The sequence below is a fragment of the Sphingomonas sp. GW821-FHT10C01 genome, assembly GCF_059415525.1.
The window spans coordinates 2,273,071-2,296,309 of the sequence record NZ_JBWKNK010000001.1; the positions used below are offsets into that span (position 1 = coordinate 2,273,071).

General features: G+C 65.7%; 26 protein-coding genes. 11 read left to right on the top strand and 15 right to left on the bottom strand.

All coding sequences use genetic code 11. The features are described 5' to 3' along the window. Positions 1-14 precede the first annotated feature (14 nt). On the top strand, positions 15-2,351 hold the full coding sequence (locus tag AC07M1_RS11135) for an ATP-dependent helicase (RefSeq protein ID WP_495162606.1): 2,337 nt from the start codon (positions 15-17) through the stop codon (positions 2,349-2,351). Between the two features lie 2 nt (positions 2,352-2,353). On the opposite strand, the gene AC07M1_RS11140 is transcribed toward AC07M1_RS11135, so the two are convergent. Continuing rightward, the gene (locus AC07M1_RS11140; protein WP_495162607.1) at positions 2,354-3,796 is read right to left on the bottom strand and encodes a toll/interleukin-1 receptor domain-containing protein; all 1,443 of its coding nucleotides are present in this window, start codon (positions 3,794-3,796) and stop codon (positions 2,354-2,356) included. Between the two features lie 115 nt (positions 3,797-3,911). Between AC07M1_RS11140 and AC07M1_RS11145 the strand changes: the two genes are divergently transcribed. Next, a complete protein-coding gene (locus AC07M1_RS11145) occupies positions 3,912-4,301 on the top strand; it encodes a SpoIIAA family protein (protein WP_495162608.1) in 390 nt (129 codons plus the stop codon). A gap of 335 nt (positions 4,302-4,636) precedes the next feature. Here the strand turns inward: AC07M1_RS11145 and tpiA are convergent, their stop codons facing one another. Continuing rightward, complete coding sequence (gene tpiA / locus AC07M1_RS11150; RefSeq protein WP_495162609.1) at positions 4,637-5,383, bottom strand: triose-phosphate isomerase; 747 nt, start codon at positions 5,381-5,383, stop codon at positions 4,637-4,639. A 135-nt stretch (positions 5,384-5,518) separates the two neighbouring features. Here tpiA and AC07M1_RS11155 point away from each other — a divergent pair, with 135 nt between their 5' ends. After that, on the top strand, positions 5,519-7,492 hold the full coding sequence (locus AC07M1_RS11155) for a peptidylprolyl isomerase (protein ID WP_495162610.1): 1,974 nt from the start codon (positions 5,519-5,521) through the stop codon (positions 7,490-7,492). Positions 7,493-7,509: 17 nt separating this feature from the next. Next, positions 7,510-9,012 carry an anthranilate synthase component I gene (trpE, locus tag AC07M1_RS11160; protein ID WP_495162851.1) on the top strand — a complete coding sequence of 501 codons (1,503 nt, stop codon included), beginning with the start codon at positions 7,510-7,512 and terminating at the stop codon, positions 9,010-9,012. Between the two features lie 3 nt (positions 9,013-9,015). Here the strand turns inward: trpE and AC07M1_RS11165 are convergent, their stop codons facing one another. Next, positions 9,016-9,417, bottom strand: coding sequence for a hypothetical protein (locus AC07M1_RS11165; protein ID WP_495162852.1), 402 nt, complete (start codon positions 9,415-9,417; stop codon positions 9,016-9,018). A gap of 396 nt (positions 9,418-9,813) precedes the next feature. On the opposite strand from AC07M1_RS11165, the gene AC07M1_RS11170 reads away from it, so the two are divergent. Beyond that, positions 9,814-11,178 (top strand): class II 3-deoxy-7-phosphoheptulonate synthase, encoded by a 1,365-nt coding sequence (locus AC07M1_RS11170; RefSeq protein ID WP_495162853.1) that lies wholly within the window; start codon positions 9,814-9,816, stop codon positions 11,176-11,178. A gap of 3 nt (positions 11,179-11,181) precedes the next feature. Here AC07M1_RS11170 and AC07M1_RS11175 read toward each other — a convergent pair whose 3' ends face one another. From AC07M1_RS11175 to AC07M1_RS11185, 3 genes are read right to left on the bottom strand one after another with little or no spacing between them, the layout of a single operon-like run. Beyond that, positions 11,182-11,703, bottom strand: a complete 522-nt coding sequence (locus AC07M1_RS11175; RefSeq protein ID WP_495162611.1) for a GFA family protein — start codon at positions 11,701-11,703, stop codon at positions 11,182-11,184. An 11-nt stretch (positions 11,704-11,714) separates the two neighbouring features. After that, positions 11,715-12,278, bottom strand: a complete 564-nt coding sequence (locus AC07M1_RS11180) for a DUF1579 domain-containing protein (RefSeq protein WP_495162612.1) — start codon at positions 12,276-12,278, stop codon at positions 11,715-11,717. Positions 12,279-12,289: 11 nt separating this feature from the next. Then, positions 12,290-13,360, bottom strand: coding sequence for a hypothetical protein (locus AC07M1_RS11185; protein WP_495162613.1), 1,071 nt, complete (start codon positions 13,358-13,360; stop codon positions 12,290-12,292). Between the two features lie 144 nt (positions 13,361-13,504). Between AC07M1_RS11185 and AC07M1_RS11190 the strand changes: the two genes are divergently transcribed. After that, a complete protein-coding gene (locus AC07M1_RS11190) occupies positions 13,505-14,392 on the top strand; it encodes a LysR substrate-binding domain-containing protein (protein WP_495162614.1) in 888 nt (295 codons plus the stop codon). 12 nt (positions 14,393-14,404) lie between these two features. Here AC07M1_RS11190 and AC07M1_RS11195 read toward each other — a convergent pair whose 3' ends face one another. From AC07M1_RS11195 to AC07M1_RS11210, 4 genes are all read right to left on the bottom strand, one after another. Beyond that, a complete protein-coding gene (locus tag AC07M1_RS11195; RefSeq protein ID WP_495162615.1) occupies positions 14,405-15,055 on the bottom strand; it encodes a CoA transferase subunit B in 651 nt (216 codons plus the stop codon). Next, positions 15,055-15,447, bottom strand: coding sequence for a hypothetical protein (locus AC07M1_RS11200; RefSeq protein WP_495162616.1), 393 nt, complete (start codon positions 15,445-15,447; stop codon positions 15,055-15,057). Before AC07M1_RS11200 ends, AC07M1_RS11195 begins: the two co-directional genes overlap by 1 nt. 71 nt (positions 15,448-15,518) lie before the next feature. Further along, positions 15,519-16,490 (bottom strand): HAD family acid phosphatase, encoded by a 972-nt coding sequence (locus AC07M1_RS11205; RefSeq protein WP_495162617.1) that lies wholly within the window; start codon positions 16,488-16,490, stop codon positions 15,519-15,521. Next, positions 16,487-17,194 carry a CoA transferase subunit A gene (locus AC07M1_RS11210; RefSeq protein ID WP_495162618.1) on the bottom strand — a complete coding sequence of 236 codons (708 nt, stop codon included), beginning with the start codon at positions 17,192-17,194 and terminating at the stop codon, positions 16,487-16,489. The genes AC07M1_RS11205 and AC07M1_RS11210 overlap by 4 nt, the downstream gene beginning before the upstream one ends. A gap of 204 nt (positions 17,195-17,398) precedes the next feature. On the opposite strand from AC07M1_RS11210, the gene AC07M1_RS11215 reads away from it, so the two are divergent. Continuing rightward, a complete protein-coding gene (locus AC07M1_RS11215; RefSeq protein ID WP_495162619.1) occupies positions 17,399-17,623 on the top strand; it encodes a hypothetical protein in 225 nt (74 codons plus the stop codon). 57 nt (positions 17,624-17,680) lie between these two features. On the opposite strand, the gene AC07M1_RS11220 is transcribed toward AC07M1_RS11215, so the two are convergent. Then, entirely contained in the window at positions 17,681-17,950 is a 270-nt protein-coding gene (locus AC07M1_RS11220; protein ID WP_495162854.1) for a GlsB/YeaQ/YmgE family stress response membrane protein, read from the bottom strand. A 111-nt stretch (positions 17,951-18,061) separates the two neighbouring features. Here AC07M1_RS11220 and AC07M1_RS11225 point away from each other — a divergent pair, with 111 nt between their 5' ends. Together AC07M1_RS11225 and AC07M1_RS11230 are read left to right on the top strand one after the other, a co-directional pair. After that, positions 18,062-18,586, top strand: a complete 525-nt coding sequence (locus AC07M1_RS11225) for a gamma carbonic anhydrase family protein (protein ID WP_495162620.1) — start codon at positions 18,062-18,064, stop codon at positions 18,584-18,586. An 83-nt stretch (positions 18,587-18,669) separates the two neighbouring features. Beyond that, positions 18,670-19,653, top strand: a complete 984-nt coding sequence (locus tag AC07M1_RS11230) for an NAD(P)H-dependent flavin oxidoreductase (protein WP_495162621.1) — start codon at positions 18,670-18,672, stop codon at positions 19,651-19,653. A gap of 3 nt (positions 19,654-19,656) precedes the next feature. On the opposite strand, the gene AC07M1_RS11235 is transcribed toward AC07M1_RS11230, so the two are convergent. Together AC07M1_RS11235 and AC07M1_RS11240 are read right to left on the bottom strand one after the other, a co-directional pair. Beyond that, positions 19,657-20,121: a DUF1465 family protein gene (locus AC07M1_RS11235; protein ID WP_495162622.1), complete on the bottom strand. Its 465-nt coding sequence runs from the start codon at positions 20,119-20,121 to the stop codon at positions 19,657-19,659. Positions 20,122-20,212: 91 nt separating this feature from the next. Continuing rightward, positions 20,213-20,410 carry a YdcH family protein gene (locus AC07M1_RS11240; protein ID WP_495162623.1) on the bottom strand — a complete coding sequence of 66 codons (198 nt, stop codon included), beginning with the start codon at positions 20,408-20,410 and terminating at the stop codon, positions 20,213-20,215. A gap of 152 nt (positions 20,411-20,562) precedes the next feature. On the opposite strand from AC07M1_RS11240, the gene AC07M1_RS11245 reads away from it, so the two are divergent. Beyond that, positions 20,563-20,718, top strand: coding sequence for a YdcH family protein (locus tag AC07M1_RS11245; RefSeq protein WP_495162624.1), 156 nt, complete (start codon positions 20,563-20,565; stop codon positions 20,716-20,718). Positions 20,719-20,800: 82 nt separating this feature from the next. Here the strand turns inward: AC07M1_RS11245 and AC07M1_RS11250 are convergent, their stop codons facing one another. Then, positions 20,801-21,202 (bottom strand): PilZ domain-containing protein, encoded by a 402-nt coding sequence (locus AC07M1_RS11250; RefSeq protein WP_495162625.1) that lies wholly within the window; start codon positions 21,200-21,202, stop codon positions 20,801-20,803. 94 nt (positions 21,203-21,296) lie between these two features. Then, entirely contained in the window at positions 21,297-21,761 is a 465-nt protein-coding gene (dksA, locus tag AC07M1_RS11255) for an RNA polymerase-binding protein DksA (RefSeq protein WP_495162626.1), read from the bottom strand. Positions 21,762-22,171: 410 nt separating this feature from the next. On the opposite strand from dksA, the gene AC07M1_RS11260 reads away from it, so the two are divergent. After that, the gene (locus AC07M1_RS11260) at positions 22,172-23,104 is read left to right on the top strand and encodes a PEP-CTERM sorting domain-containing protein (protein ID WP_495162627.1); all 933 of its coding nucleotides are present in this window, start codon (positions 22,172-22,174) and stop codon (positions 23,102-23,104) included. Positions 23,105-23,239: the final 135 nt, after the last annotated feature.

The window sequence follows — 23,239 nt, forward strand, 5'->3', positions numbered from 1 at the left end:
CTAACTGTTCGCCCATGTCCGTACCCGTAGCTTCACCTGACGATCCCCCCTATCTGCGCGGCCTCAACCCGCCGCAGCGCGAAGCCGTGCTCACGCTCGACGGCCCCGTCCTCGTCCTTGCCGGCGCCGGCACGGGCAAGACCGCCGCGCTCACCGCGCGCCTCGCGCATCTCCTGTGGACCCGCCGCGCCTATCCGTCGGAGATCCTCAGCGTCACCTTCACCAACAAGGCCGCGCGCGAGATGCGTGAGCGCGTCCGGGGGCTGGTCGGCGACGCGGTCGAGGGGATGCCGTGGCTCGGCACCTTCCACGCGATCGGCGCCAAGATGCTGCGCCGCCACGCCGAGCTGGTCGGGCTGCAGAACAACTTCACCATCCTCGACACCGACGATCAGCTGCGCCTGATCAAGCAGCTCATCGTCGCCAACGACCTTGACGAGAAGCGCTGGCCCGCGCGCCAGCTCGCCGGCCTGATCGACGGGTGGAAGAACAAGGGCCTGACGCCCAAGGACCTCGACGCCGGCGAGTCAGAGCAGTTCGCCAACGGCCGCGGCCAGTCGCTCTACGCCCAGTATCAGGACCGGCTGCGCACGCTCAACGCCTGCGACTTCGGCGACCTGCTGCTGCACATGCTGACGATCCTCAAGACCAACCGCGACGTGCTGCAGCAGTACCAGCAGCGCTTCCGCTACATCATGGTCGACGAGTATCAGGACACCAACAGCGTCCAGTATCTCTGGCTCCGCCTGCTCGCGCAGGAGCGCAAGAACATCTGCTGCGTCGGCGACGACGATCAATCGATCTATTCGTGGCGCGGCGCTCAGGTCGAGAATATCCTGAAGTTCGAGAAGGATTTCCCCGGCGCCAAGGTCATCCGCCTCGAACAGAATTACCGCTCCACCCCCCACATCCTCGCCGCCGCTTCCGGCGTCATCGCCAACAACGGCGGTCGCCTCGGCAAGGAGCTGTGGACCGAGAAGGACGCGGGCGAGAAGGTCAAGGTCGTCGGCGTGTGGGACGGCCCCGAAGAGGCCCGCCGCGTCGGCGAGGAGATCGAGGGCGCCCAGCGCCGCGACGGGAAATCGCTCGACGAATTCGCCATCCTCGTCCGCGCCCAGCACCAGACGCGCGAGTTCGAGGATCGCTTCATCGCCACCGGGCTGCCCTATCGCATCGTCGGCGGCTTCCGCTTCTACGAGCGTGCCGAGATCCGCGACGCGCTCGCCTATCTCCGCATCGTTCATCAGGGCGCTGACGACCTCGCCTTCGAGCGTATCGTCAACGTTCCCAAGCGCGGCCTCGGTGACAAGGCGATCGCCAAGATCCACCAGCTCGCCCGCGCCGAGGGCATTCCCCTGCTCCTCGCCGCCGCGCGCATCCTCGACACCGACGAGCTGACGCCCCAGGCCCGCCGCGCGCTCGGCAACTTCGTCGGCGACGTCGCTCGCTGGCGCGACATGTACGCCAGCTCCGCCCCCGAAGAGGGCCCCGTCGTCGACGCGGCGGACACCCGCATCGGCGGCCTCCCCCATACCGAGCTCGCCCAGATCATCCTCGACGAAAGCGGCTACACCGCGATGTGGCAGGCGGACCGCACCGCCGAAGCCGCCGGCCGGCTCGAGAACTTGAGCGAACTCGTCCGCGCGATGGAGGAATACGAAACCCTCGGCGCCTTCCTCGAACACGTCTCGCTCGTCATGGACAATGACGCGAACGCCGACGAGCCCAAGGTCACGATCATGACCATCCACGCCGCCAAGGGCCTCGAATACGACACCGTGTTCCTCGTCGGATGGGAAGAAGGCATCTTCCCCAGCCAGCGCGCGCTCGACGAAGGCGGCCTTGCCTCATTGGAGGAGGAACGCCGCCTGGCGTACGTCGCGATCACCCGCGCCCGCCGCCTCGCCACCATCCTCCACGCCGCCAACCGCCGCATCTACGGCCAGTGGACCAGCTCGATCCCCAGCCGCTTCGTCGGCGAGCTGCCCAAGGAGCATATCGAGGAGGAATCGACCATGTCCGGCGGCGCATCGCTGTGGCGCGCCAACTGGAGCGAGCACACCGACCCCTTCGCCCATGTCGGCCGCGGCACCGGCCGAGGCCCCGGCTGGCAACGCGCCGCCGCCCCCAGCTCGACCTTCACCACCGCCCCCAAGCGCGTCGTCGAAAGCCGCGCCAGCGCGGTGAGCTTAGGGAACAAGGGCCGCGACGACCTGTCGCTTGGCATGCGCGTCTTCCACCAGAAGTTCGGCTACGGCGAAATCGTCGAGATCGAAGGCAACAAGCTAGAGATCGAGTTCGAACAGGCCGGGCGAAAGCGGGTGATGGATAGTTTTGTGAACGTGGGATAGACCTAATCCCTAATACCTAAATTTTCTTCGTTCGCTAAATACCTGACCGCAATACCATTATAGTCATAGTACCGACTCGAATTCCCCTGAAGCTCGATGAGAAACTGCTTAATTTCATTCAACGACTTACCCCCAAAAACAGCGCTTGACCAACTAGCCAAGAATTTTCGAGATTCTGAACGGGCAAATAAATCAAATGGACGGAACCGCCGCTCCGCATACACCAACGTGCGCGGATACCATCGATATTCGACCGTGTCCGTGCTATTCGATTGCGCCGATAAAAAGAGGATGAAGTCAGCTTCCATTAGCCCTTCAAAATGAGGAACGGTTGACGCATGATTTTCGCTAATGAGGTCCGCGTGCAAATCCATGCGACGAAGATTTAAACGGTCATTCCTGCGATGTAGGCTCTCCGCGTACTGCGCGAAAATACCGAAATTGGATGTTGCTGGCCCTCTGCCGCCGCCATTGCTACGTACTAAGTACGGATATGACAGCGCTTCCGAGAGGAGATCAAATCGCTCCTCGCTGATTAGAACCGCAATGAGACACAGATACGCCTCATAAGCCGCAATCTTGTAGGGGTCGTGTTTCCAAGTATGCCACGATCCCGATTCCGGAGTCCGAAACATCAATGACCCCAGCGATTCAAATACACGCAAGATTACGGTAAATACATCACCCTTGTACCGTGCATTGGTCAGGACGAGCTCCGTAAGTTGACGGACATAGGGCCGAATTTGCTGGGAAGCGTCAAGGACCACTTCATCCGGCTCAACTCCCGCTGGAAACTTGGGCTCCAGCGCGGAGATTTCCGCTATCAAGGCCTCACCGAATTCCCTCGCCAAAGCCGAGGAACCCGGCGCACCTCTCTTGATTGCATCTTCAGCGCGCCGAAGCTTCGAATTCGTACCACTAGCCGATGCCGAGGGGTTCGTAATGAATTGAGGTGGACTGCCCAAATTCGGCTTCACATGTAGCGGCTTGTCCAAAATCCATCTTAGAAGCTCTTCGTATCTCTCCTCTTCGCGATCTGCGGATGAGAAATCGAAATATATTCTGCCTCCATAATAGGCTGGAACGAACGGACTGCCATCTCCATCCAGTTCAGTGATCAGGGCCGCATACTTATCTTGCCTACGCTTTCCATAAAGGTCAGCCGTCAGAATTTGCGTTTCAACGCCTACCCCACCCGCCCTATCGTTGGCCTTCGCAACATATGATTTATCGCAAACCATTAGCACTTTAGTGATCGTCTGATCGACAACCATCTGCTCCATAAATGCATGAGCATCGTGGCCTGGCTTCAAGTCCCACTTGTCGAGTGCTACGTCTACTCCATCTTCCACAAGTCGTTTTGCTAAGGTTATCACCCACGCTTCATGCGTCGGAGACGACCAAGCGTACGAAATGAACACTCTAGGCGCGTTGGCTTCGGACATAGGACCCCCGGTCATTTCTTCATCGATATGAACAGCTCAAGTTTGTGACAACCCCTTAGGGGACACAGTACCCAGCTCGACACCTAGCAATCGAACTCAAGGAGCAAGGGACCCCATGCTAACCTTCACCCCCCTCTCCCCCCGCGCCATCGCCATCGTCGCGGAAGGCCATTTCACCGCCGCCGACGTCGCGCCCGCGCTCGCCCGGATCGAAGCCCTCCTCGACACCACGCCGCAGCTCGATATCCTCGCCGATGTCCGCGGTTCGCCCTCGGTCGCGCTGTCTGCGGTCGTCGAGGAGCTGAAGCACCTCCCCCTCATCATCCGCCTGATCCGCGCGATCGATCGCGTCGCCATTGTGGCCGATGCGGAATGGGTGCGCACCGCCAGCCGGATCGAAAGCGCGCTGATCCCCGGCCTCCATTACGAAGTCTATGAACGCAAGGACGAGGCCCATGCCCGCGCCTGGCTGCTGCGTGAGACCGATCAGCCACGCCCGGCCTGACCGGCGGCAGAAACAACTTTCCTACAGGCGCCGTCCGGGCATATCGAAAAGGTCCCCAGATCGACGGGACCCGACATGCGCCACATCGCAGCCCCCTGTGCCCCACCACCTGTCAACGTCATGGCGCATGAACGGCGCGTCACCGTCCACAACCGGCGCACAGCTGTCGCCTACATGTCGCGTCGGTGTCGCGTACCCGTCGCGTCGCTGTCGCCTATGCGGCGCGCAGGCGGCGCGTTACCGGCGCAAATCCACGGCCCCGCCAGAGGCGCGCCGAAAAAACACGGCCTTTCGTGTCAACTTCGTCAACCGCGTGTCATCCGGCGGCGACCGGTTTACAGCCCCGCCGCCGCCTCGATGATCGGCACGAACTTCTCGGCGGTCAGGCTCGCCCCGCCCACCAGCGCGCCGTCCACGTCCGGGCAGCCCAGCAGCGACGCCGCGTTCGCCCCGTTGACCGACCCGCCGTACAGCACCCGCATCGCGCTTGCGGCCTCGGCCCCGAGCAGATCGGTCAGCTTCGCGCGCACCGCCCCGTGCATCGCCGCCACGTCGGCCTCGGTCGGGGTCCGCCCCGTGCCGATCGCCCAGACCGGCTCGTACGCGATCGACAGCCAGTCCGCCGCCGCGCCATCGGGCATCGATCCGGTAAGCTGCGCGGTGACCACCGCCTCGGCCTGTCCCGCGTCGCGCTGGTCCAGCGTCTCGCCGACGCACAGGATCGCCTTCAGGCCATGGCGGCGCGCCGCCTCGGCCTTGCCCTTGACGTCGGCATCGGTCTCGCCCTGGTCGGCGCGCCGCTCGCTATGGCCGACGATGGTCAGCGCCGCGCCCGCGCCCAGCAGCATCGGGGCGGAGATGCAGCCGGTGTGCGCACCCTGGTCGGCGGCATGGCAATCCTGGCCGCCGATCGGCATCCGCGCCGCCACGGTCACCGCCGGGGCGATCAACGTCGCGGGGACGCACAGCGCCACGTCGACGCCCGGCGTCACCGCCGCCGCCTGTGCGATCGCCTCGATCTCGGGCAACGCCGCGATCAGGCCGTGCATCTTCCAGTTCCCCGCCACCAGCTTGCGCCGCATCCCGTGCTCCTCGATTTTCCGTTATTGTCCGATTTCGGACAGGCCCGTACGCGCACTCCCGTGTGCACTCAAGCTTGATGGCGGCGCATCACCCCCCTAAAGCACCCTTAAACCTCTCCCATCGAACGGGTATCCATGCTCACCTTTCTCCGTCGCGCCCTCTTCTCGACCGTCGGCAAGATCATCGCTCTGCTCTTGCTCATCGTGATCGCCGTCGCCTTCGCGCTGGGCGATATCACGAACCTCGGCGGCGGCCGCACCACCAGCGGTGGCGCGCTGGTCGAGGTCGGCGGCCGCAAGGTGACCGAGCAGGAATTGCAGGACCGACTCAAGGACGGGCTCGACCGCGCCCGCCAGCAGCAGCCGGCGCTCGACATGACCCAATTCGTGGCCAGGGGCGGCTTCGACCAGGTGCTCGACGATATCGTCAACCGCATGGTGCTGGAGGAGTACGCCAAAGATCAGCACATGGCGGTGTCGCAGGCAGCGATCGACGGCGAAATCGCCGGCGCGCCCGGCTTCGCCGATCCGATCACCGGCAAGTTCAGCCAGCGCGCCTTCGACCAGTTCCTCGCGCAGCAGCGTCTGACCGCCGATCAGGTTCGCGGCGACATCCGCCAGGGCACGCTCGCCCGCTGGGTCGCCAGCCCCGCCGTCGGCGTCGTGCGCGGCGCGACCTATGTCCCCAACCAGCTCGCGCTGCCCTATGCCTCGCAGCTGCTTGAGCGCCGCAAGGGTTCGGTCGGCTATATTCCGGTCACCGCGATCGCCGCCGGCCCCGCGCCGACCGATGCGGAAGTGACCGCATTCTACAACCGCAACCGCGCGCGCTATACGCTGCCCGAGCGCCGGACGATCCGCTACGCCGTGGTGCGCCCGGACCAATTCGCGGAAAGCGCCAAGGCGACCGAGGCGGAGATCGCCGCCGCCTATAAGCAGGATGCCGCGAAATACGCCGCCACCACCAAGCGCACGCTGGCGCAGGTGATCGTCGCGGATCAGAACGCCGCCAACGCGCTGGCCGCGAAGATCAAGGGCGGCGCGTCGATCGCCGACGCCGCGAAGGGCGCGGGTCTCCAGCCCTCGACCGTCGCCGATGCCCAGAAGGACAGCTTCGCCCGCGCCAGCAGCCCGCAGATCGCCGAAGCCGCCTTCACCGCGGCACAGGGCGGCGTGGTCGGCCCGATGCGCTCGCCGCTCGGCTGGCACATCGTCCGCGTCGAGAAGATCGAGCAGGTCGCGGGCAAGACCCTCGACCAGGTTCGCGCCGAAATCGCGACCGCGGTGACGCAGCGCAAGGAAGCCGAAGCGATGGCTAATCTGCGCAACCAGATCGATACCGCGATCGTCGGCAACGCGACCTTCGACGAAGCGGTGGCCGACGCCAAGCTCAAGGCCGAGGTCAGCCCGCCGGTGTTCGGCGACGGCCGCACGCAGGAAGCCGCTCAGGCCGCGACCCCGGCCCAGCCCGATCCGGTGATGGCGCCGATCGCCCAGGCCGCTTTCGCGATGGAAGCGAATGACGATCCGCAGCTCGTTCCGCTCGGCCAGGACGGCAGCTTCGCGCTGATCAAGCCCGATCGCGTGATCGCCGCCGCGCCGCGCCCGCTGGCCGAGATTCGTGAGGCCGTCGTGGCCGGCTTCATTCGCGACCGTCAGCTTCAGGCCGCGCGCAAGGCCGCGATCGCGGTCCTCGCCGACGTCAACAAGGGCACGCCGATCGCCGACGCGCTCAAGAAGACCGGGCTCGTCGTCCCCGCGCCTCAGCCGCTCGACGCGGTGCGCGGCCAGCTCGCCCAGGCCGGGATGCAGATCCCGCCGCCGGTGCGCCTGATGTTCACCATCGCGGCCAAGAAGGCCAAGATGACCGAAGCGCCCAATGGTGGCGGCTATTGGGTGGTCTGGCTCGATGAAATCCAGCCCGGCGACGCGAACAGCAACAAGGAACTCGTCGCGCAGACCCGCAACGGCCTGACCCAGGTCATCGGTGCCGAGTATCTCGAGCAGTTCGTCGCCGCCGCGCGCAAGTCGGTCGGCGTCAAGCGCAACGACGCGGCGATCGCTCGCCTCAAGGCGCAGCTCGGCGGCCAGTCGACCGGCGGCAACTGATCGCCGTGACGACGGGGATCGAGGGCCTTGAGGCCGCACGCACGGCGCTGGACGAAGGCCGGCCCGCGCTGGTGTGGCGGCGGCAGCTGGCGGACACCGACACGCCGGTGGCCGCCGCGCTCAAGCTGATCGAGCCGGGGCGCGGCGACTTTCTGCTGGAATCGGTCGAGGGCGGCGAAGTCCGCGGCCGCCACAGCCTGATCGGTCTCGCGCCGGATCTCGTCTTCCGCGCCCATAGCCAGCTGGCGGAGGTCAACCCGCACTGGCTCACCGATCGCGCGGCGTTCACGCCCGCCACCCAGCCGACGCTCGAGGCGTTCCGCGCGCTCGTCCAGAGCTGTCGGATGGACGTGCCGGCCGAGCTGCCCCGCGCACTCGCCTGCCTGGTCGGCTATTTCGGCTATGAGACGATCGGGCTGGTGGAAAAGCTCCCCCGCGCCGCCACCGATCCGCTGGACCTGCCCGACATGGTCTTCGTGCGGCCGACGGTGATCCTGATCTTCGATCGGCTCGCGGATTCGCTGTTCCTGGTGGCTCCCGTCTGGCCCGGGGAAGGCCGCGATCCCGAAGCGCAGCTCTCCGCCGCCGCCGACCGGATCGACGCCACCGCCGCGCGCCTCGCCTCGGCCCCGCTCCCGCCCAAGGTCGCGGCGGACGCCGCCGACGTCGTCGCGCAGCCGACGCTTGCCGAGGGCGACTATGCCGCGATGGTGAAGCGCGCGAAGGACTACATTACCGCCGGCGACATCTTCCAGGTCGTGCTGGCGCAGCGCTTCACTGCGCCTTTCGCGCTGCCACCGATCGAGCTCTATCGTGCGCTGCGCCGGGTGAATCCTTCACCCTTCCTCTACTTCCTCGACCTTCCCGGCTTCGCCCTTACCGGCTCCAGCCCCGAAATCCTGGTCCGCGTCCGCGACGAAGAGGTGACGATCCGCCCGATCGCCGGCACGCGTCCCCGCGGCAAGACCGCGGCGGAGGACGAAGCCAACCGCACCAGCCTGCTCGCCGATCCCAAGGAGCGCGCCGAGCATCTGATGCTGCTCGACCTCGGCCGCAACGACACCGGCCGCGTCGCGGAAGCCGGGACGGTCAAGGTCACCGACAGCTACACCGTCGAATTCTACAGCCATGTGATGCACATCGTGTCGAACGTGGTGGGCAAGCTGCGCCCGGATGCCGACGCGCTCGACGCGCTGTTCGCGGGCTTCCCGGCAGGCACCGTCAGCGGCGCCCCCAAGGTCCGCGCGTGCGAGATCATCGCCGAGCTCGAAGGCGAGCAGCGCGGCCCCTATGCGGGCGGCGTCGGCTATTTCTCGCCCGACGGGTCGATGGACAGCTGCATCGTGCTGCGCACCGCGATCGTGAAGGATGGGACGATGCACGTCACCGCCGGCGCAGGCATCGTCGCGGACAGCGACGCCGCCTATGAGCAGCGCGAATGCGAGGCCAAGGCCGGCGCCCTGTTCGCCGCCGCGCGCGAGGCGATCGCACGCGCGGCCGAACCCGGCTTCGGCCAGTAGCGTCTATTCTTCCCCGCCGGGGATCGCCGCTTCCTCGGCCTTTTTCGCGGTCCGTTCGGCGCGCCATTGCTGCAGCATCTGCATCGTGCAGCCGCTATGGCCAAAGCTTCCGATCGGGGAGCAGCTTCCGGGCAGGGTCACGCGGTTGACCTCGTCGACCAGTTCGGCCCGGCGCGTCCAGCTCGTTCCGCCCGGCCCCGGCTCGGTCTTCCGCAGCGACTTGGGAATGCGATAAGGCGATTCACCGACTTTGGAGCAGATGACGACCTCGTCCTCGCTCTCGGCCTTGGGACACTGATCCTCGCCGTAGAGCAGCACGCTGCGCACGCGCTGCGGAGGTGCATTGTCATCCTCGGCCTCCTGCGCGAGCACCGGGGTCGCGGCAATCGCCGCCAGCATCAGCATTCGGATCACTACGCACCTTCCTTCACCCGCCGGCTTCCGGCCTCGTCCCATATAGGTATCGCGCGAGGCCGTATTAAGGCGGCCTGAACCGTTGGGATGGTGCAACGACGATTTACCCAGCGCGGGTGAATTTTACCCTTGCCACCATTTACCCGCCAAGGGTAAGGCGCTCGCATCATGACGACTCTAGCTGGTTCAAAGATCCGCCGCTTCCGTGAGGAACGCTCCCTTTCACGCGCCGCATTCGGCGCGTGGTTCGACACGCCCGGATCGACCGTTCAGGGCTGGGAAGAGGATGGTAAGCGGGCCTCCCCGGCCGTGCTCAATCAGATCGCCGCAAACGGCATCGCGCATCATCAGGACTGGTACGTCCATGTCCGCAACCTGGAGCAGGCCATGGGATGGACCCCTGACAGCTGGAAGTCGGCCGAAGCACGCCAGCTTCCGATTTACCCCGATGCCACCGCCCTTGATGCCGCGACCACGCAGCTTTCGAGCTTCCCGCCGCTCGTCTTCGCCGGTGAGGCACGCGCGCTTACCCAGGAGCTCGCTAAAGTCGCCCGCGGGGAGGCTTTTCTCCTGCAGGGCGGCGACTGCGCGGAGAGCTTCGCGGAGTTCCATCCCAACAACATTCGCGACACCTTCCGCGTCATCCTCCAGATGGCCGTGGTGCTGACGTTCGCGTCGAAGCTGCCGACGGTGAAGGTCGGCCGCATGGCGGGCCAGTTCGCCAAGCCGCGCTCGGCCGATACCGAGACGATCGATGGCGTGGAACTGCCCAGCTACCGCGGCGACAATGTCAACGACATCGCCTTCACACCGGAAAGCCGCATCCCCGACCCGCAGCGGATGATCCAGGGCTACAGCCAATCCGCGGCGACGCTCAACCTGCTACGCGCCTTCGCCAGCGGCGGCTATGCCAACCTGCATCAGGTCCACAAATGGACGCTCGATTTCATGGGCAAGAGCCCATGGAGCGCGAAGTTTGCCGACGTCGCCGACCGCATCGGCGAGGCGCTGGACTTCATGCAGGCCTGCGGCATCGATGCCGACAGCGTTCCCCAGCTCAAGGGCACCGATTTCTACACCAGCCACGAAGCGCTGCTGCTCCCTTACGAGCAGGCGCTGACCCGGCAGGATTCGCTCACCGGTGACTGGTACGACACCAGCGCCCATATGCTGTGGATCGGCGACCGCACGCGCTTTGACGGCTCCGCGCATGTCGAGTTCCTGCGTGGCATCGGCAACCCGATCGGCATGAAGTGCGGCCCCAGCCTCGAGCCGGACGCGCTGTTGCGCCTGCTCGATACGCTGAACCCCGCGCGCACGCCGGGCCGCCTCACCCTCATCACGCGCTATGGGCATGACAAGATCGAGAGCGGCCTGCCCAAGCTCGTCCGCGCGGTGAAGCGCGAAGGGCATCCGGTAGTGTGGAGCTGCGACCCGATGCACGGCAACGTCGTCAAGGCCGCCAACGGCTACAAGACGCGCCCGTTCGAACGCATTCTGGCGGAGGTGCGCGGCTTCTTCGCGGTGCATCGCGCCGAGGGAACGTTTGCCGGTGGCATCCATGCCGAAATGACCGGCCAGAACGTCACCGAATGCACCGGCGGCATGATCGACGTCAGTGAGCACGATCTCGCCGATCGCTATCACACCCATTGCGACCCGCGCCTCAACGCGGGCCAGAGCCTCGAACTGGCATTCCTGCTGGCCGAAATGCTCAACGAGGAGATGGCGGAGCGGCGCAAGGCCGCCTGACGATCAGGCGTCGATGGGACCCGCAACCTCGATCCGGGGGTTGCGGAATCCCATCGCGATCCACGCGCCGAGCAACTTCATATAGAAGCCGATCGTGTGGCTTTTCAGATTGGGGATGTCGTCCGGCAGCACCGTCGCGTCCGCCAGATCGCCGGTCATGGTTCGCAGCTCAGGCTTGGGGCGCAGCGCTCCCGGCCAGAGGTGCAGATAGACGCTGATCCAGTGCCCGCCCTTCATCTCGAGGAACAGCGGAGTATTGCAACACACCGCGATCACGCGCCGCGAACCGGCTCCGGATTTCAGCCGAAACTCGCGCAGATGCCCCGTCCCCGAAGTGAAGCCGACCCGATCCTTGCGATACTCGGCAGTGGGTGTCGCGCCATAGCTGGTCAGGATACTGCGCGCGACCGGAAGCGCCGCAAGCCGCGCGGCCGCCGCTCGACAGCTGTTACACAGGCATTCGGAAACCAGGATCGGCGCCCCCGTCACCTCCATCCGTACCTCGCCGCACGTGCACCCGATCATCACGCTCTCGTTCACTTCGCATCCTCCACGCGCAGATATCGCATCACCCAGTTGGTCTCCCAGGCCTTGCCTTCATCGGCCGAGAAGGCCTGCTCCCACCGGGCCTCGCCCGCATTGATCGGCGAGAACTGCCCGCGCACCAGCACTGGCCTGCCCTCGAAGCTCTCGCGCGACAGGAAAATGCCCACGCCATCGACGAAACGGCCATATAGCGGCGGATCGATCTTGCTGAGATCGCCGGCCGACAGATACCAGTCTGCCCAGCGTTTGCCCGGCTCGTCAAAGGCGCGCAGTCCCATGCCGTAGCTGATACGCCCGTCGCGGTAGGACACGCTCTCGTTGAGGTTCACCAGCCCACCGAACATCTGCTGGCATCGGGTACGTCCGCCAAACGTCTCCCAGTCGTTGCTCCCGGCCAGCCGCTTGCGCAGCCGGCGGTGCTCGACGCGCCAGCTGCCGATGAAATAGTCGAAGTCCCGGCGGGATGCCGTGCCCTCCGGCAACGGCACGTCCTGGGCAGACGCACCACGGGTGCTCAGCCCAACCAGCGTCAGTGCGGCGCTCCGCATCGCCATCCGCCGGTCCATCACGCCACCCGCGAGAAGTCGGAAGTCCAGTTGACCTCCCAGGTCGCGCCGCCGTCCGCCGAGAAGGCCTGCTCCCACCGCGCCGTCTTGCCGGTGATCCGCGACCAGGTGACGCGGGCCTTGACCGGCTTCCCCTCATGCTCGTCGTCGGACAGATAGGTGCCGATCCCATCGACGAATCGTCCCCGCAGCGGAGCGCCGATCCGACCGGGGTTACGCCCGTCGAGCCACCAACTCAGCCACTCGCGCGTCGCCGGATCCCATGCGCGGAACCCCAGGCCACGAAAGGTGCCGGACGGCGCTTCCATCAGATTGTCTCCGGCATTGCCATTGCCGCCTAGCGTCGGCCAGTTGACGAAGGTGCCGCCGAACAGGTCCCAGTCCTGGCTTCCCGACAGTCGCTTGCGCAGCTTGCGGTGGCGCACCATCCAACGGCCGACGAGGAAGGCCCAGTCGTCGGGCGCACGTTCCACGTCGTCGCGCAATGGCAGCGGCGTGGGCGTTGCCGTCGTGCGAGTGAAGAAATTCTCCCAGTTCATCTCCCAGCTTGCGCCGCCATCAGGCGAGAAGCTCTGCCGCCAGTGCGGCCGCGCGCCATGGATGCCCTGCCACTGGAAGCGCACGTCGATCGGTCGTCCGTCGAACGTGTCGGCTCCCATGAACAAGCCCATGTCGCCATCGAACCGTCCGGTCACCGGCGGGTCGATCCGCGTCGGGTTGCGTCCGTCGAGCCACCAGATCGACCAGCGTTCCGCCGCGGGATCATAGGCCCGGATGCCCATCGCGCGATAATCACCGCCGGGCAGGTGCAGCAGATTGTCGTCGACCGTACCCAACCCGCCCAGCGTCATCCAGACAGCACTAGTGCCGGTGAAGCGGTCCCAGGTCGTGTCCCGGGCTAGGCGCCGCCGCAGCCGGCGATGATCGACCTTCCAGCTCCCCTCCAGCCACGCCCAGTCGCGCCGTCGGTCCTCCGCACGTGCGAATGCGCGCCCTCCGACCAGGATCAGGCCCGAGCCGCCCAGCCCCGCCAACACTTCCCGTCGATGGAGGCTGCCCAACAGCCGCATATGCCTGTCCTTCGCGATGATGACCGCTCACTCTGTGCGTCGTTCCCGGTGCGCGCGGGACTCGAAAGATATCGGGTTACCCTCAGCCAAACTTGGGGTAATCCGTTCCCGCACCCCTTCGGACATTCAGCTGGATTTGCGGTGATGACTGGCCTTCCCTCGCTGATTGCGATCCGTGCCTTCGAGGCGGCGGCCCGGCTCGGCGGCTTCGCCCCGGCGGCGCGGGAGCTCCAGACGACCGCCGCCGCGGTCAGCTACCATGTCCGCCAGCTTGAGACCCAGATGGGGGTCGACCTGTTCCATCGCCGGGCGCAACGGGTCGAGTTGACCGCCGCCGGCGAAATGCTCGCGGTCGACGCCCTCGCCGCCTTCACCACATTGCGCGCCGGCTTCGCGCGAGCGATCGAAGCCGACCAAAGCCGGCTCCACATCACCGCCCTGCCCACGCTCGGCACCGCCTGGCTCGCACCGCGTCTGGGACGGTTCCGCGCGCTCCATCCCGAATTGCGGGTCGAGCTGGACCTGTCCCCGGATGCGCGCGACCTTGCGGGCGGCGGCTATGATATCGCGATCCGCAACGGTCATGGCAGCTGGCCGGGGTTGCGCGCCATCCCGCTCTTTCCCAGCGTCTTCACACCATTATGCGCACCGGGGCTGCTTGAAGCCGTTCGCGGTCTCGGCGACCCCGACAGTCCGTTGCGGGCGCCGCTGCTCGGCCGGCCCGACTGGTGGGAGATCTGGTACCGCGACACCGGCCACAACCACGGCCCCGCGCCGGATCGCTTCGGCACGACCTTTTCGGCCGAGTATCTCGACATCGCGGCGGCAATCGCGGGCCATGGCGTCGCGATCGGCTCGCCGATCCTCTTCGCCGCGGACATCGCCGCCGGCCGGCTAGCCCGTATCCATCCGCACGCGGCCACCGACGGCCGCGCCTTCTGGCTGGTCTATCCGGCGGCGCGACAGCTCAGCGCGAAAGTGATCGCGTTTCGCGACTGGATCACGGCCGAGATTGCAACGCCCGCCGGCTAGAACCGGACCGGCTCAGGCAGGCGCGAGTGCCACCTCATACGTGGCGGTGGTCTTCGCCGCGACCTCTTCCTCGGTCACGCCCGGCGCGAGCTCGGTCAGGCGGAAGGGCGAGTCGTGATCGGCACGCTGGAACACCGCCAGGTCGGTGATGATCATGTCGACCACATTCTTGCCGGTCAGCGGCAGCGTGCATTCGGGGATGAACTTGGCGCCGCCGTCCTTGGCGTTATGCTCCATCACGACGATGATCTTCTTGACCCCCGCGACCAGATCCATCGCGCCGCCCATGCCCTTGATCATCTTGCCGGGGATCATCCAGTTCGCGATGTCGCCATTCTGCGCGACTTCCATCGCGCCCAGCACGGTGAGATCGATATGCCCGCCGCGGATCATCGCGAAGCTGTCCGCGCTGCTGAAATAGACGGACTGGGGCAGTTCGCTGATCGTCTGCTTGCCCGCGTTGATCAGGTCGGGATCCTCTTCGCCCTCATAGGGGAACGGACCGATGCCGAGCATCCCATTCTCCGACTGCAGCGTCACCTCGACCCCCGCGGGGATATGATTGGCAACCAGCGTCGGGATGCCGATGCCCAGGTTCACGTAAAAGCCGTCGCGCAGTTCCTTGGCGGCGCGGGCGGCCATTTCGTCACGAGTCCAGGGCATCAGGCAAATTCCTTCTTCGACAGATTGGGCCAGGCGCGCCACGTTCCGATCGCATAGGCCAGGCCATAGACGAGCACGATCGCGGACGACCAGAAGATGAAAGCGGACGACAGGTCCTGCCGTCCCAGCGCCGCCGGCATGAACAGCGCCGATCCGCGCAGCAGATACACGGCGCCGATCACGACCAGACCGGTTCGCAGCAGGGGCAGCCTGCGGATGCGGCCGGCTCCCGAAAAGGCATAGGCGGCCCAGATACCGAGCATCGTAGCGATCCCGAGCGTCAGGAGCGCCGGCATCGGGCTACCGCGCTCCGCCGCGCTGGCGATGGCTTCGCCCGCACCGAAGAAACGATACCAGTCCCCGCCCCCGCCAATCGCGGCAAGGTGAGCCACCGCCGCCGCGATACTGAGCCACCCGCCAACGGTCAGCCATCGGCTACCGGGGTTCCTGCGGACGAACGCCGTCATTGCGCGCCTGTCGTCGCGACGCTGCGCACCGGGTTGGGCAGGATGAACCAGCCCGCGCCCCAGAGCGGCGCCACCATCGTCTCGGTCGCGGCCGTCTGGCGCTTGTTGGCATCGCCCGCCGCCTCGAACAGCTTGCTGAAATCATTGAGCGAGTCGCCGACCAGCGCGACCACGCAATAGCCCGCGGCAATCACCTGGCGGACCTGCTCGTCGCTCTTCGTCGCTTCGGTGCCCCCGGCCAGGATCAACGTGCGCCCCGGCTCGAACCGGCCAAAGCCCAGCTGATCGAGCAAGCCCGTCACGCCGGGCGCACTTTCCGGTGAACGGCGCGTGGTGAAGATCACCGCGATCCCCTCGCGACGCGCCGCGTCGATCCCCTCAACCGCGCCCGGCGTCGCGATGACCGCATCACTGCCATCGCCCTTCCAGCGGCGCCATGGCGCGTCCGGATCGGCCGCCTTATCGGCACTCTCGTCCAGGTCAAAGACGACCGCGAGTGGCTTGTTGCCGCAGGCGGCATAGCCGGGCGCATCAAGTGTCGCACCCGGCGTCAGGATCACGGATTGCAGCGCCTCGCCCCGGCGGCGGCGTTCTGCTTGTAGACTGATGTGGTTCCACAGCGCCTGATAGGCCTGCAGACTATAGGCGGCCGCCTCCCCCCCACCGGTTCCCGGGCGGCCAGGCATCGTCCCATCGGGCGCCGGCAATGCCTTCAGCCCGGTCTGAGTCACCGTGCGTCCATCGACCGCGGTCATTGCCACCGTCCCGGTTTCGGCCTTCGGCAGCATGGGCGGCGGCACGGGGGCCGGCGTCTCGACCTTCCGCCTCGCGTCGCGCCCCTTGTCGCGGCCAGGAAGCTGGTCACGCGCGATCAGGCCGCCAGCGACAACCGGGATCGCCGCTGCAACGCAGCCGCCCGCCATGATCGGCAAAAGCGTCAGCGCGACCGCGGCGCGCAGTCGGTTCACGCCGTTTCCCGTGCCCGCGTCGTCCGGAATTCGATCTTCTTGTCGTAAGGCGCGCCGATAATCATCCGCTTCACATAGATGCCCGGCAGATGGATCGCATCGGGGTCCAGGCTGCCGACCGGCACCACTTCCTCGACCTCGGCGACGCAGATATTGGCTGCGGTCGCCATCGGCTGGTTGAAGTTGCGCGCGGTCTTGCGGAAGATGAGGTTGCCCGCCTCATCCGCCTTCCAACCCTTGATGATCGCCACGTCGGCGCGGATGCCGCGCTCCAGGATATACTCCTGCCCGTCGAAGACCTTGGTTTCCTTGCCATCGGCCACCTTCGTGCCGACGCCCGTCTTGGTGTAGAAGCCCGGGATCCCCGCCCCACCCGCGCGGCAGCGCTCGGCCAATGTGCCCTGGGGGCAGAATTCCACCTCCAGCTCGCCTGCCAGATACTGCCGTTCGAACTCCTTGTTCTCGCCGACGTACGACGAGATCATCTTGCGGACCTGGCGGCTGCGCAGCAGCTTGCCCAGCCCTTCATTGTCGATCCCGGCATTGTTGGAGGCGATCGTCAGGTCCTTGACGCCCGACGCCTGGATCGCGTCGATCAGTCGCTCGGGAATGCCGCACAGGCCGAACCCGCCCGCGCAAATCGTCATGCCATCGTGAAGCAGGCCTTCGAGTGCGGCCTCGGCGCTGGGATAGAGCTTCTTCATCGCGGCGATTCTCTCCTGCGTGCGTTTGCCTGCGCGAATAGGCGGGCGATCCCCGACCGGTCAAGCGAACCTGAACCCGGTTTCAACTCGCGCAACCAGCAAGAATTTCGCGCTGCGATGCAGCAAAGATGCGCCGGGCCGAAATTGAAGCGTTAACCCAATACGGGTAGTCTTCAGCCAAGTTTCGGGGCGGGACCCAGCTGCATGATCGAGTTTACTGTCTTTCTCTACGGGCTGCTGACGGCATTCGTGTTGATGTCGGCGGAGCAGAACCGCCGCCTCGCACGGCCCAATCCCGTGATGGTCACCGCGGTGGGCTGGGGACTGTTCTCGATGTCCTCGACGCTCGCGGTGCTGATGGGCGGTGTCGGCCTCGCCCTCGCCCTCGGCATGGACGTTCCCGAACTCGCGCATATCGCCCTTCGCTGATGCACAAAAGAAAGGGCGGCCGAAGCCGCCCAGGTGCTTGGGAAGGATATGCCCGGGTCAGCGCACGGAACCGCGCCGCACCAGGTTCACAATACCGAGCAGAACGACCGCGCCCAGGAACGAGACCAGAAGCGAAGTCAGGCTGAACGACCCTTGCGTGATCGTCCCGCCACCAATTAGCGGGGTGATGAGCAGTCCGGCGAGCACTGCGCCGACGATACCCACAACGACATTCAGAAGGATGCCCTGCTGGGCGTCGGTGCGCATCACGATGCTGGCCAGCCAGCCCAGAACGCCACCCACGATTAGAAGCACGATAAGGTTCATCATAGACCGTCTCCTGCAATCCGCCTCGGCATCGCCGAGTCATGGGGATATACGGTTGAAACGGCGGGACGTTCCGTCCGGCGAACAATTTACACCAAGGGAGCGGGAAACGTGGCGGTCTATGCGTTTGAAGGAGTGGCGCCGTCGATTCACCCCGATGCCTGGGTCGCGCCCAGTGCCGACATCATCGGCGACGCGCGGCTCGCGGAGGGCGCAAGCCTGTGGTTCGGCGCGGTGATCCGCGCGGACAACACCCCGATCATCGTCGGCGAACGCAGCAATGTGCAGGAAGGGGCCATGCTTCATTCGGACCCCGGCATTCCACTCACCATCGGCGCGGACTGCACCATCGGCCATCACGCGATCCTGCATGGCTGCACGATCGGGAATCGCGTCCTTATCGGCATGGGCGCGATCATCCTCAACCGCGCTGTGATTGGCGACGACTGCCTGATCGGCGCCGGTGCGCTTGTGACCGAAGGTAAGGAATTCCCGCCTGGCAGCCTGATCGTCGGCAGCCCTGCGCGTGCCGTACGTGAACTTGACGCTAGGACACGCACCGCTTTGCTCATTTCCGCGCATAGCTACGCCGACCGTCAGCGCCGCTTCCGCACGGGCCTGACGCGCATCGATTAGCATTTTCAAATATCGGGTATGGAACTCTGACGAGCCATACTGCGCCCGCTGGACAGGAAATTCAGTTCGGGTATGAAACGCATATGGCTCTACCCGCTCTGTTCGATCGCCTGCGACTACCCGTCATCGGGTCGCCGCTCTTCATCGTCTCCGGCCCGGAATTGGTCATTGCCCAGTGCAAGGCGGGGATCGTCGGCTCCTTCCCCGCGCTGAATGCCCGGCCGCAGAGCCAGCTCGACGAATGGCTGCACCAGATCACCGAGGAACTCGCGGCCTGGAACCGCGACAATCCCGGTCGGCCCGCCGCGCCCTTCGCGGTCAACCAGATCGTCCACCGCTCGAACGACCGGCTCGAGGCCGACCTCGCTACCTGCGGCAAGTGGCAGGTGCCGATCGTGATCACCTCGCTGGGTGCGCAGGAAGCGTTGAATCAGGCCGTTCACAGCTGGGGCGGCATCACCCTGCACGACGTCATCAACGACCGGTTCGCGCACAAGGCGATTGAGAAGGGCGCCGACGGACTGATCCTGGTCTGCACCGGCGCCGGCGGCCATGCCGGCCAGCTCAGCCCCTTCGCCTTCGTGCAGGAAACCCGCGCCTGGTTCGACGGGCCGATCATCCTGTCCGGCTCGATCGCAAATGGCGGCGCGATCCTCGCCGCGCAGGCGATGGGCGCCGATCTCGCCTATATCGGCTCGCCCTTCATCGCGACGGCTGAGGCCAATGCTGAAGCCGACTACAAGAACGGCATCGTCGAAGGCACGGCCTCCGACATCGTCTACACCAGCCTCTTCACCGGGGTTCACGGCAATTACCTGCGCGCCTCGATCGAAGGGGCCGGGCTCGATCCGGACAATCTGCCGGAAAGCGACCCGAGCAAGATGAACTTCGGTTCGGGCGGCAATTCCAAGGCAAAGGCGTGGCGCGATATCTGGGGTTCGGGCCAGGGCATCGGCGCGGTCCATGCGGTCACGCCCGTCGCGGAGTTCGTCGACCGGCTCGATGGTGAATATCGTGCCGCACGGGCACGCATTGCCGGACTGTCCGAAGGCGGCTGGAGCGCCTGAACTCTAGAAGGCGTGCGCGAGCCGGTCGAGCATCCGCCGCGCGGGGCTCACCGGCATGATGACCTCATCACCCTGCGTCACGTCGATGCGCGCAACCCGGCGATAGAGATCCTGGCTCGCCGCGATCAACTTCTGCGCCGCCAGCGGCATCGCGTCGAACGACGCCGAGTCGGTCTCGGGAGCGGTGCCCAGTCGCCGCGAGGGATCCCGCGCATCGCGGACGAGAATCTCGCCGGAATCCACCGCACGCTGTGTCAGCAGCCACGCGATGACGTGCATCAGTCGGGTCGTGACCTTGAGCGACTCGCACGAGAAGATCACCCGCGTCATCGCGTCCAGCGTGTCGCGCTCATCGCGCCCCATCTCATCGAAATAGGCGCGCGCCTCATCCGCCAGCACCATCGACTCGGTATAGAGCGAGTCGATCAGCCGCCGATGGATTCGCGATGTTGCGTCGCCTTTGCTCATCGGGCGTCACGCTGACACAAAGGGTTCGGCAGCGAAATAGCCAATCTTCGCAACTCCATGTCCCAAAGCGATGCGGTGTTGATAAGGAGGGTCACGCGATGATGTCTGGGATCAACCGGTCCTCGAGCATCGCGATCTCGTCGCGCAGCCGCAGCTTACGCTTCTTCAGGCGCGCGATCTGCAGCTGGTCCGGCGCACCGCTGCCAGACAGCGCCTCGATCGCCGCATCCAGGTCACGATGCTCCACCCGAAGCAGCTCCAGGCGGCGCAGAATTTCGGCGTCTTCCATCCTTTTACGCACCCCCGGCACGCGGACGCCCGATCGGTCCGCCGCATAACTCCGTTGCCCTGTCGATGCAGCGATTCGCAAGGGGCGACAAGCGCTGCGAATCGTGATTTACTCCGTGATCCTCGCAACCCACGAGAAGGAGGATAGCTTCCATGCAGAACGCGCATCTCTCGGCACTGACGGCCAAGCACGCGACCCTCGATCGAAAGATCAGCGCCGAGTCGCAGCGACCCAGGCCCGATCAGATGATCATCGCCGAACTGAAGCGCCAGAAACTTAGGGTAAAGGAAGAAATCACGCTCAGTTGAAGCGTGCCGTGGTGTCGCCCTGGCTTGATCGCCGGGGTGACGCCCTAGCGTATCGCCCGCACGGTGCGGGCAACCCCTCACATCAGGATCGGAAAAGTGGACGCGCGGGCCGCGGCGCAGCCTCGGTCGCCTTCGCATAGCGCGGAGTATGCGTGCCGTTACCGACGGGCTTGCGCGCCGCCATGGGATCGATCTCCCGATCGAACGCGATCCCAACCCGACCTTCCGCCATCCAGGCGATGCGACCGCCGACCCAACCGACGCCGCGCACATCGACCTCGACGCGCGTCCCCGTCACGACCGGATTGGGATATTCCGCCATCAGTCCGCCCGCCGACAGGTTGCGCACCCGCACGGCGACCTCGGCCTCGCCCTCGACTCGCAGCTGCGCGGACAGCATCAGGCTGTCGCGCGAAGCCGAGCGCTGGCTCGCGGGATCGTCGCTCAAATTTGCGTTCAGAGGATCGGTCGGAAACTGGTCCATATGCCGCTCTGCAAATTCGCTTTCATCCGCGAATTAAAGCAGGATTCGCTATCCAAAGCGTTAATCGGAATGAGTAGGCCTGCCCATTTCGGGACTATTCCTCACGTGAAACCTTCTCGTTCCGCTCATGGCGCTCCTGCGCTTCGACGGTCATCGTCGCGATCGGCCGCGCCTCGAGCCGGCCCAGGCTGATCGGTTCGCCCGACACTTCGCAATAGCCATATTCGCCGTCGTCGATTCGACGCAGCGCCGCATCGATCTTGGCGATCAGCTTGCGCTGGCGGTCGCGGGTGCGCAGCTCGATCGACCAGTCGGTCTCGCTCGACGCGCGGTCGGTCAGGTCCGCCTCACGCAGCGAATCGACCTGAAGCTGCGACAACGTGCCCGCGGCCTCACGATGGATCGCGTCCTTCCACGCCAGCAGCTTCTCGCGGAAATACTGCAGCTGCCGCGGATTCATGAAGGGTTCTTCGGAGCTTGGCCGATACCCATCCGGCAGATCATTGGCAGCCGGCGGCGCTTTTTCAGGGTCGTCGCGGTGCTCGTAAACGGTCGCCATGCCACTCTCCACCCCGGACCTGCACGGCGATGCCGATACGATCCGACTTTTGCCCGTCGGCGCTATAGGCAGGTGCGCCCGGCTCCACAAGCGTCCGAATCCACAGATTCGTACGCCAAACCGTTCTTGCGGTGCGGAAAATTGCACGGGGCTGAACCGGATCGCGTTTGCCCGCCGGTTAACCATATCGGGTAGCGATAACCCGCCCTCGGGCACACTCGGCTGTGTCGCTGTGGCACATTAACCACAACACACGGCACCGCCTCAGACAAAATTACCCGGTTTGAGCTCGAATTATGGTTAACGCCGTTGCACTTAATGGTTTGTTCTGCACTTTCGGTGCATGAGCCTGCAAAGGCGCTGCGCCCGCAGCACTCGAGCAGCCTCCGGGGAAATTAGAGAGAACGATCATGTCGGTTCGGATGGCCTTGGCTAAATTGTGCGCCTGCGCGTGCGGCGGCGCCGTGATCGGCGGCGGCGCGGTGCATGTCGCCGAATCCCGCGCAGAGCGGTCTTACATGACGAAGCAGCCGGTGGCGGCGAAGCGCGTGATCACCAAGCGCGTCGTCAAGCGCCCGGCCGTCCGCAAGCGGATCGTCCGGCGCACGGTCACCACGGCACAGTGCCAGCCCCAGGTGCTCACGGTCACCACCCAGGGCGCGCCCGTTCCCCTGCCCCCGCCCGTCTATGCGGAAATGCCAGCGGTCGGTGGCGGCGGCGGTGGCGGCGGTGGCGGAGCCGCAGTCGGTGGCGGTGGTTTCGGCGGCGGCTTTGGCGGCGGCTTCTTCGCGGGCGGTTTCTTCGGCGGTTCGGGCGGTTCGGGCGGCAGCGGCGGGATCGTGATCTCGTCAACCTCCTCGGGCGGGTCGACCAGCACCTCGGGCGGCTCGACCTCGTCCGCTTCGGGCGGCTCCGGCGGCTCGGGCGGTTCCTCGACGTCCACCTCGACCGGTGGCGTGTCGAGCACCAGCACCTCCTCGACCGGTGGTTCGTCGACCAGCTCGGCATCGGGCGGCTCGTCGACCTCGGCCTCCTCCTCGGGCGATGTCTCGTCCTCGTCGAGCGGCAACGTCTCGACCTCCACCTCCACCTCGGCCAGCTCGTCGGGCGACGTCTCGTCCTCGACCTCGAGCGGCTGGAGCACGTCGAGCGGTTGGAGCAGCACCTCGTCGACCAGCACCTCGACCTCGACCAGCACGTCGAGCGGCAGCACGGGTTCGTCGGGCGGCCCCGATCCGGTTCCCGCTCCGCCGATGGTCTTGCTGTTCGGCGCCGCCGCAGCGGCCCTGGTCGTGCGCAAGCGCTTCCAGAACCGCAAGGCCAAGGAAGCGACCGCCGACTAGGCCCCACGCGGCAGTTCAATCTTCTTGTAACGGGCGGGATCCCAGATCCCGCCCGTTACTGATTCAACGCAATCCTCGAACAGCAAACAACCAAGATGGGTAACCCCATCACCTCGCCAGGTTCGAAAAAGAAGG

Bases quoted from the DNA above. Each gene is read 5' to 3' on its own strand.
- AC07M1_RS11180 (WP_495162612.1), bottom strand. From the start codon at position 12,278: ATGGCGATGCGGAGCGCCGCACTGACGCTGGTTGGGCTGAGCACCCGT.
- AC07M1_RS11245 (WP_495162624.1), top strand. From the start codon at position 20,563: ATGCAGAACGCGCATCTCTCGGCACTGACGGCCAAGCACGCGACCCTC.
- AC07M1_RS11175 (WP_495162611.1), bottom strand. From the start codon at position 11,703: ATGATCGGGTGCACGTGCGGCGAGGTACGGATGGAGGTGACGGGGGCG.
- tpiA (WP_495162609.1), bottom strand. From the start codon at position 5,383: ATGCGGCGCAAGCTGGTGGCGGGGAACTGGAAGATGCACGGCCTGATC.
- AC07M1_RS11145 (WP_495162608.1), top strand. From the start codon at position 3,912: ATGCTAACCTTCACCCCCCTCTCCCCCCGCGCCATCGCCATCGTCGCG.
- AC07M1_RS11155 (WP_495162610.1), top strand. From the start codon at position 5,519: ATGCTCACCTTTCTCCGTCGCGCCCTCTTCTCGACCGTCGGCAAGATC.
- AC07M1_RS11215 (WP_495162619.1), top strand. From the start codon at position 17,399: ATGATCGAGTTTACTGTCTTTCTCTACGGGCTGCTGACGGCATTCGTG.
- AC07M1_RS11165 (WP_495162852.1), bottom strand. From the start codon at position 9,417: ATGCTGATGCTGGCGGCGATTGCCGCGACCCCGGTGCTCGCGCAGGAG.
- AC07M1_RS11230 (WP_495162621.1), top strand. From the start codon at position 18,670: ATGGCTCTACCCGCTCTGTTCGATCGCCTGCGACTACCCGTCATCGGG.
- AC07M1_RS11240 (WP_495162623.1), bottom strand. From the start codon at position 20,410: ATGGAAGACGCCGAAATTCTGCGCCGCCTGGAGCTGCTTCGGGTGGAG.
- AC07M1_RS11190 (WP_495162614.1), top strand. From the start codon at position 13,505: ATGACTGGCCTTCCCTCGCTGATTGCGATCCGTGCCTTCGAGGCGGCG.
- AC07M1_RS11220 (WP_495162854.1), bottom strand. From the start codon at position 17,950: ATGAACCTTATCGTGCTTCTAATCGTGGGTGGCGTTCTGGGCTGGCTG.
- AC07M1_RS11170 (WP_495162853.1), top strand. From the start codon at position 9,814: ATGGGATGGACCCCTGACAGCTGGAAGTCGGCCGAAGCACGCCAGCTT.
- dksA (WP_495162626.1), bottom strand. From the start codon at position 21,761: ATGGCGACCGTTTACGAGCACCGCGACGACCCTGAAAAAGCGCCGCCG.
- AC07M1_RS11140 (WP_495162607.1), bottom strand. From the start codon at position 3,796: ATGTCCGAAGCCAACGCGCCTAGAGTGTTCATTTCGTACGCTTGGTCG.
- AC07M1_RS11235 (WP_495162622.1), bottom strand. From the start codon at position 20,121: ATGAGCAAAGGCGACGCAACATCGCGAATCCATCGGCGGCTGATCGAC.
- AC07M1_RS11135 (WP_495162606.1), top strand. From the start codon at position 15: ATGTCCGTACCCGTAGCTTCACCTGACGATCCCCCCTATCTGCGCGGC.
- AC07M1_RS11260 (WP_495162627.1), top strand. From the start codon at position 22,172: ATGTCGGTTCGGATGGCCTTGGCTAAATTGTGCGCCTGCGCGTGCGGC.
- AC07M1_RS11195 (WP_495162615.1), bottom strand. From the start codon at position 15,055: ATGCCCTGGACTCGTGACGAAATGGCCGCCCGCGCCGCCAAGGAACTG.
- AC07M1_RS11250 (WP_495162625.1), bottom strand. From the start codon at position 21,202: ATGGACCAGTTTCCGACCGATCCTCTGAACGCAAATTTGAGCGACGAT.
- AC07M1_RS11210 (WP_495162618.1), bottom strand. From the start codon at position 17,194: ATGAAGAAGCTCTATCCCAGCGCCGAGGCCGCACTCGAAGGCCTGCTT.
- AC07M1_RS11185 (WP_495162613.1), bottom strand. From the start codon at position 13,360: ATGCGGCTGTTGGGCAGCCTCCATCGACGGGAAGTGTTGGCGGGGCTG.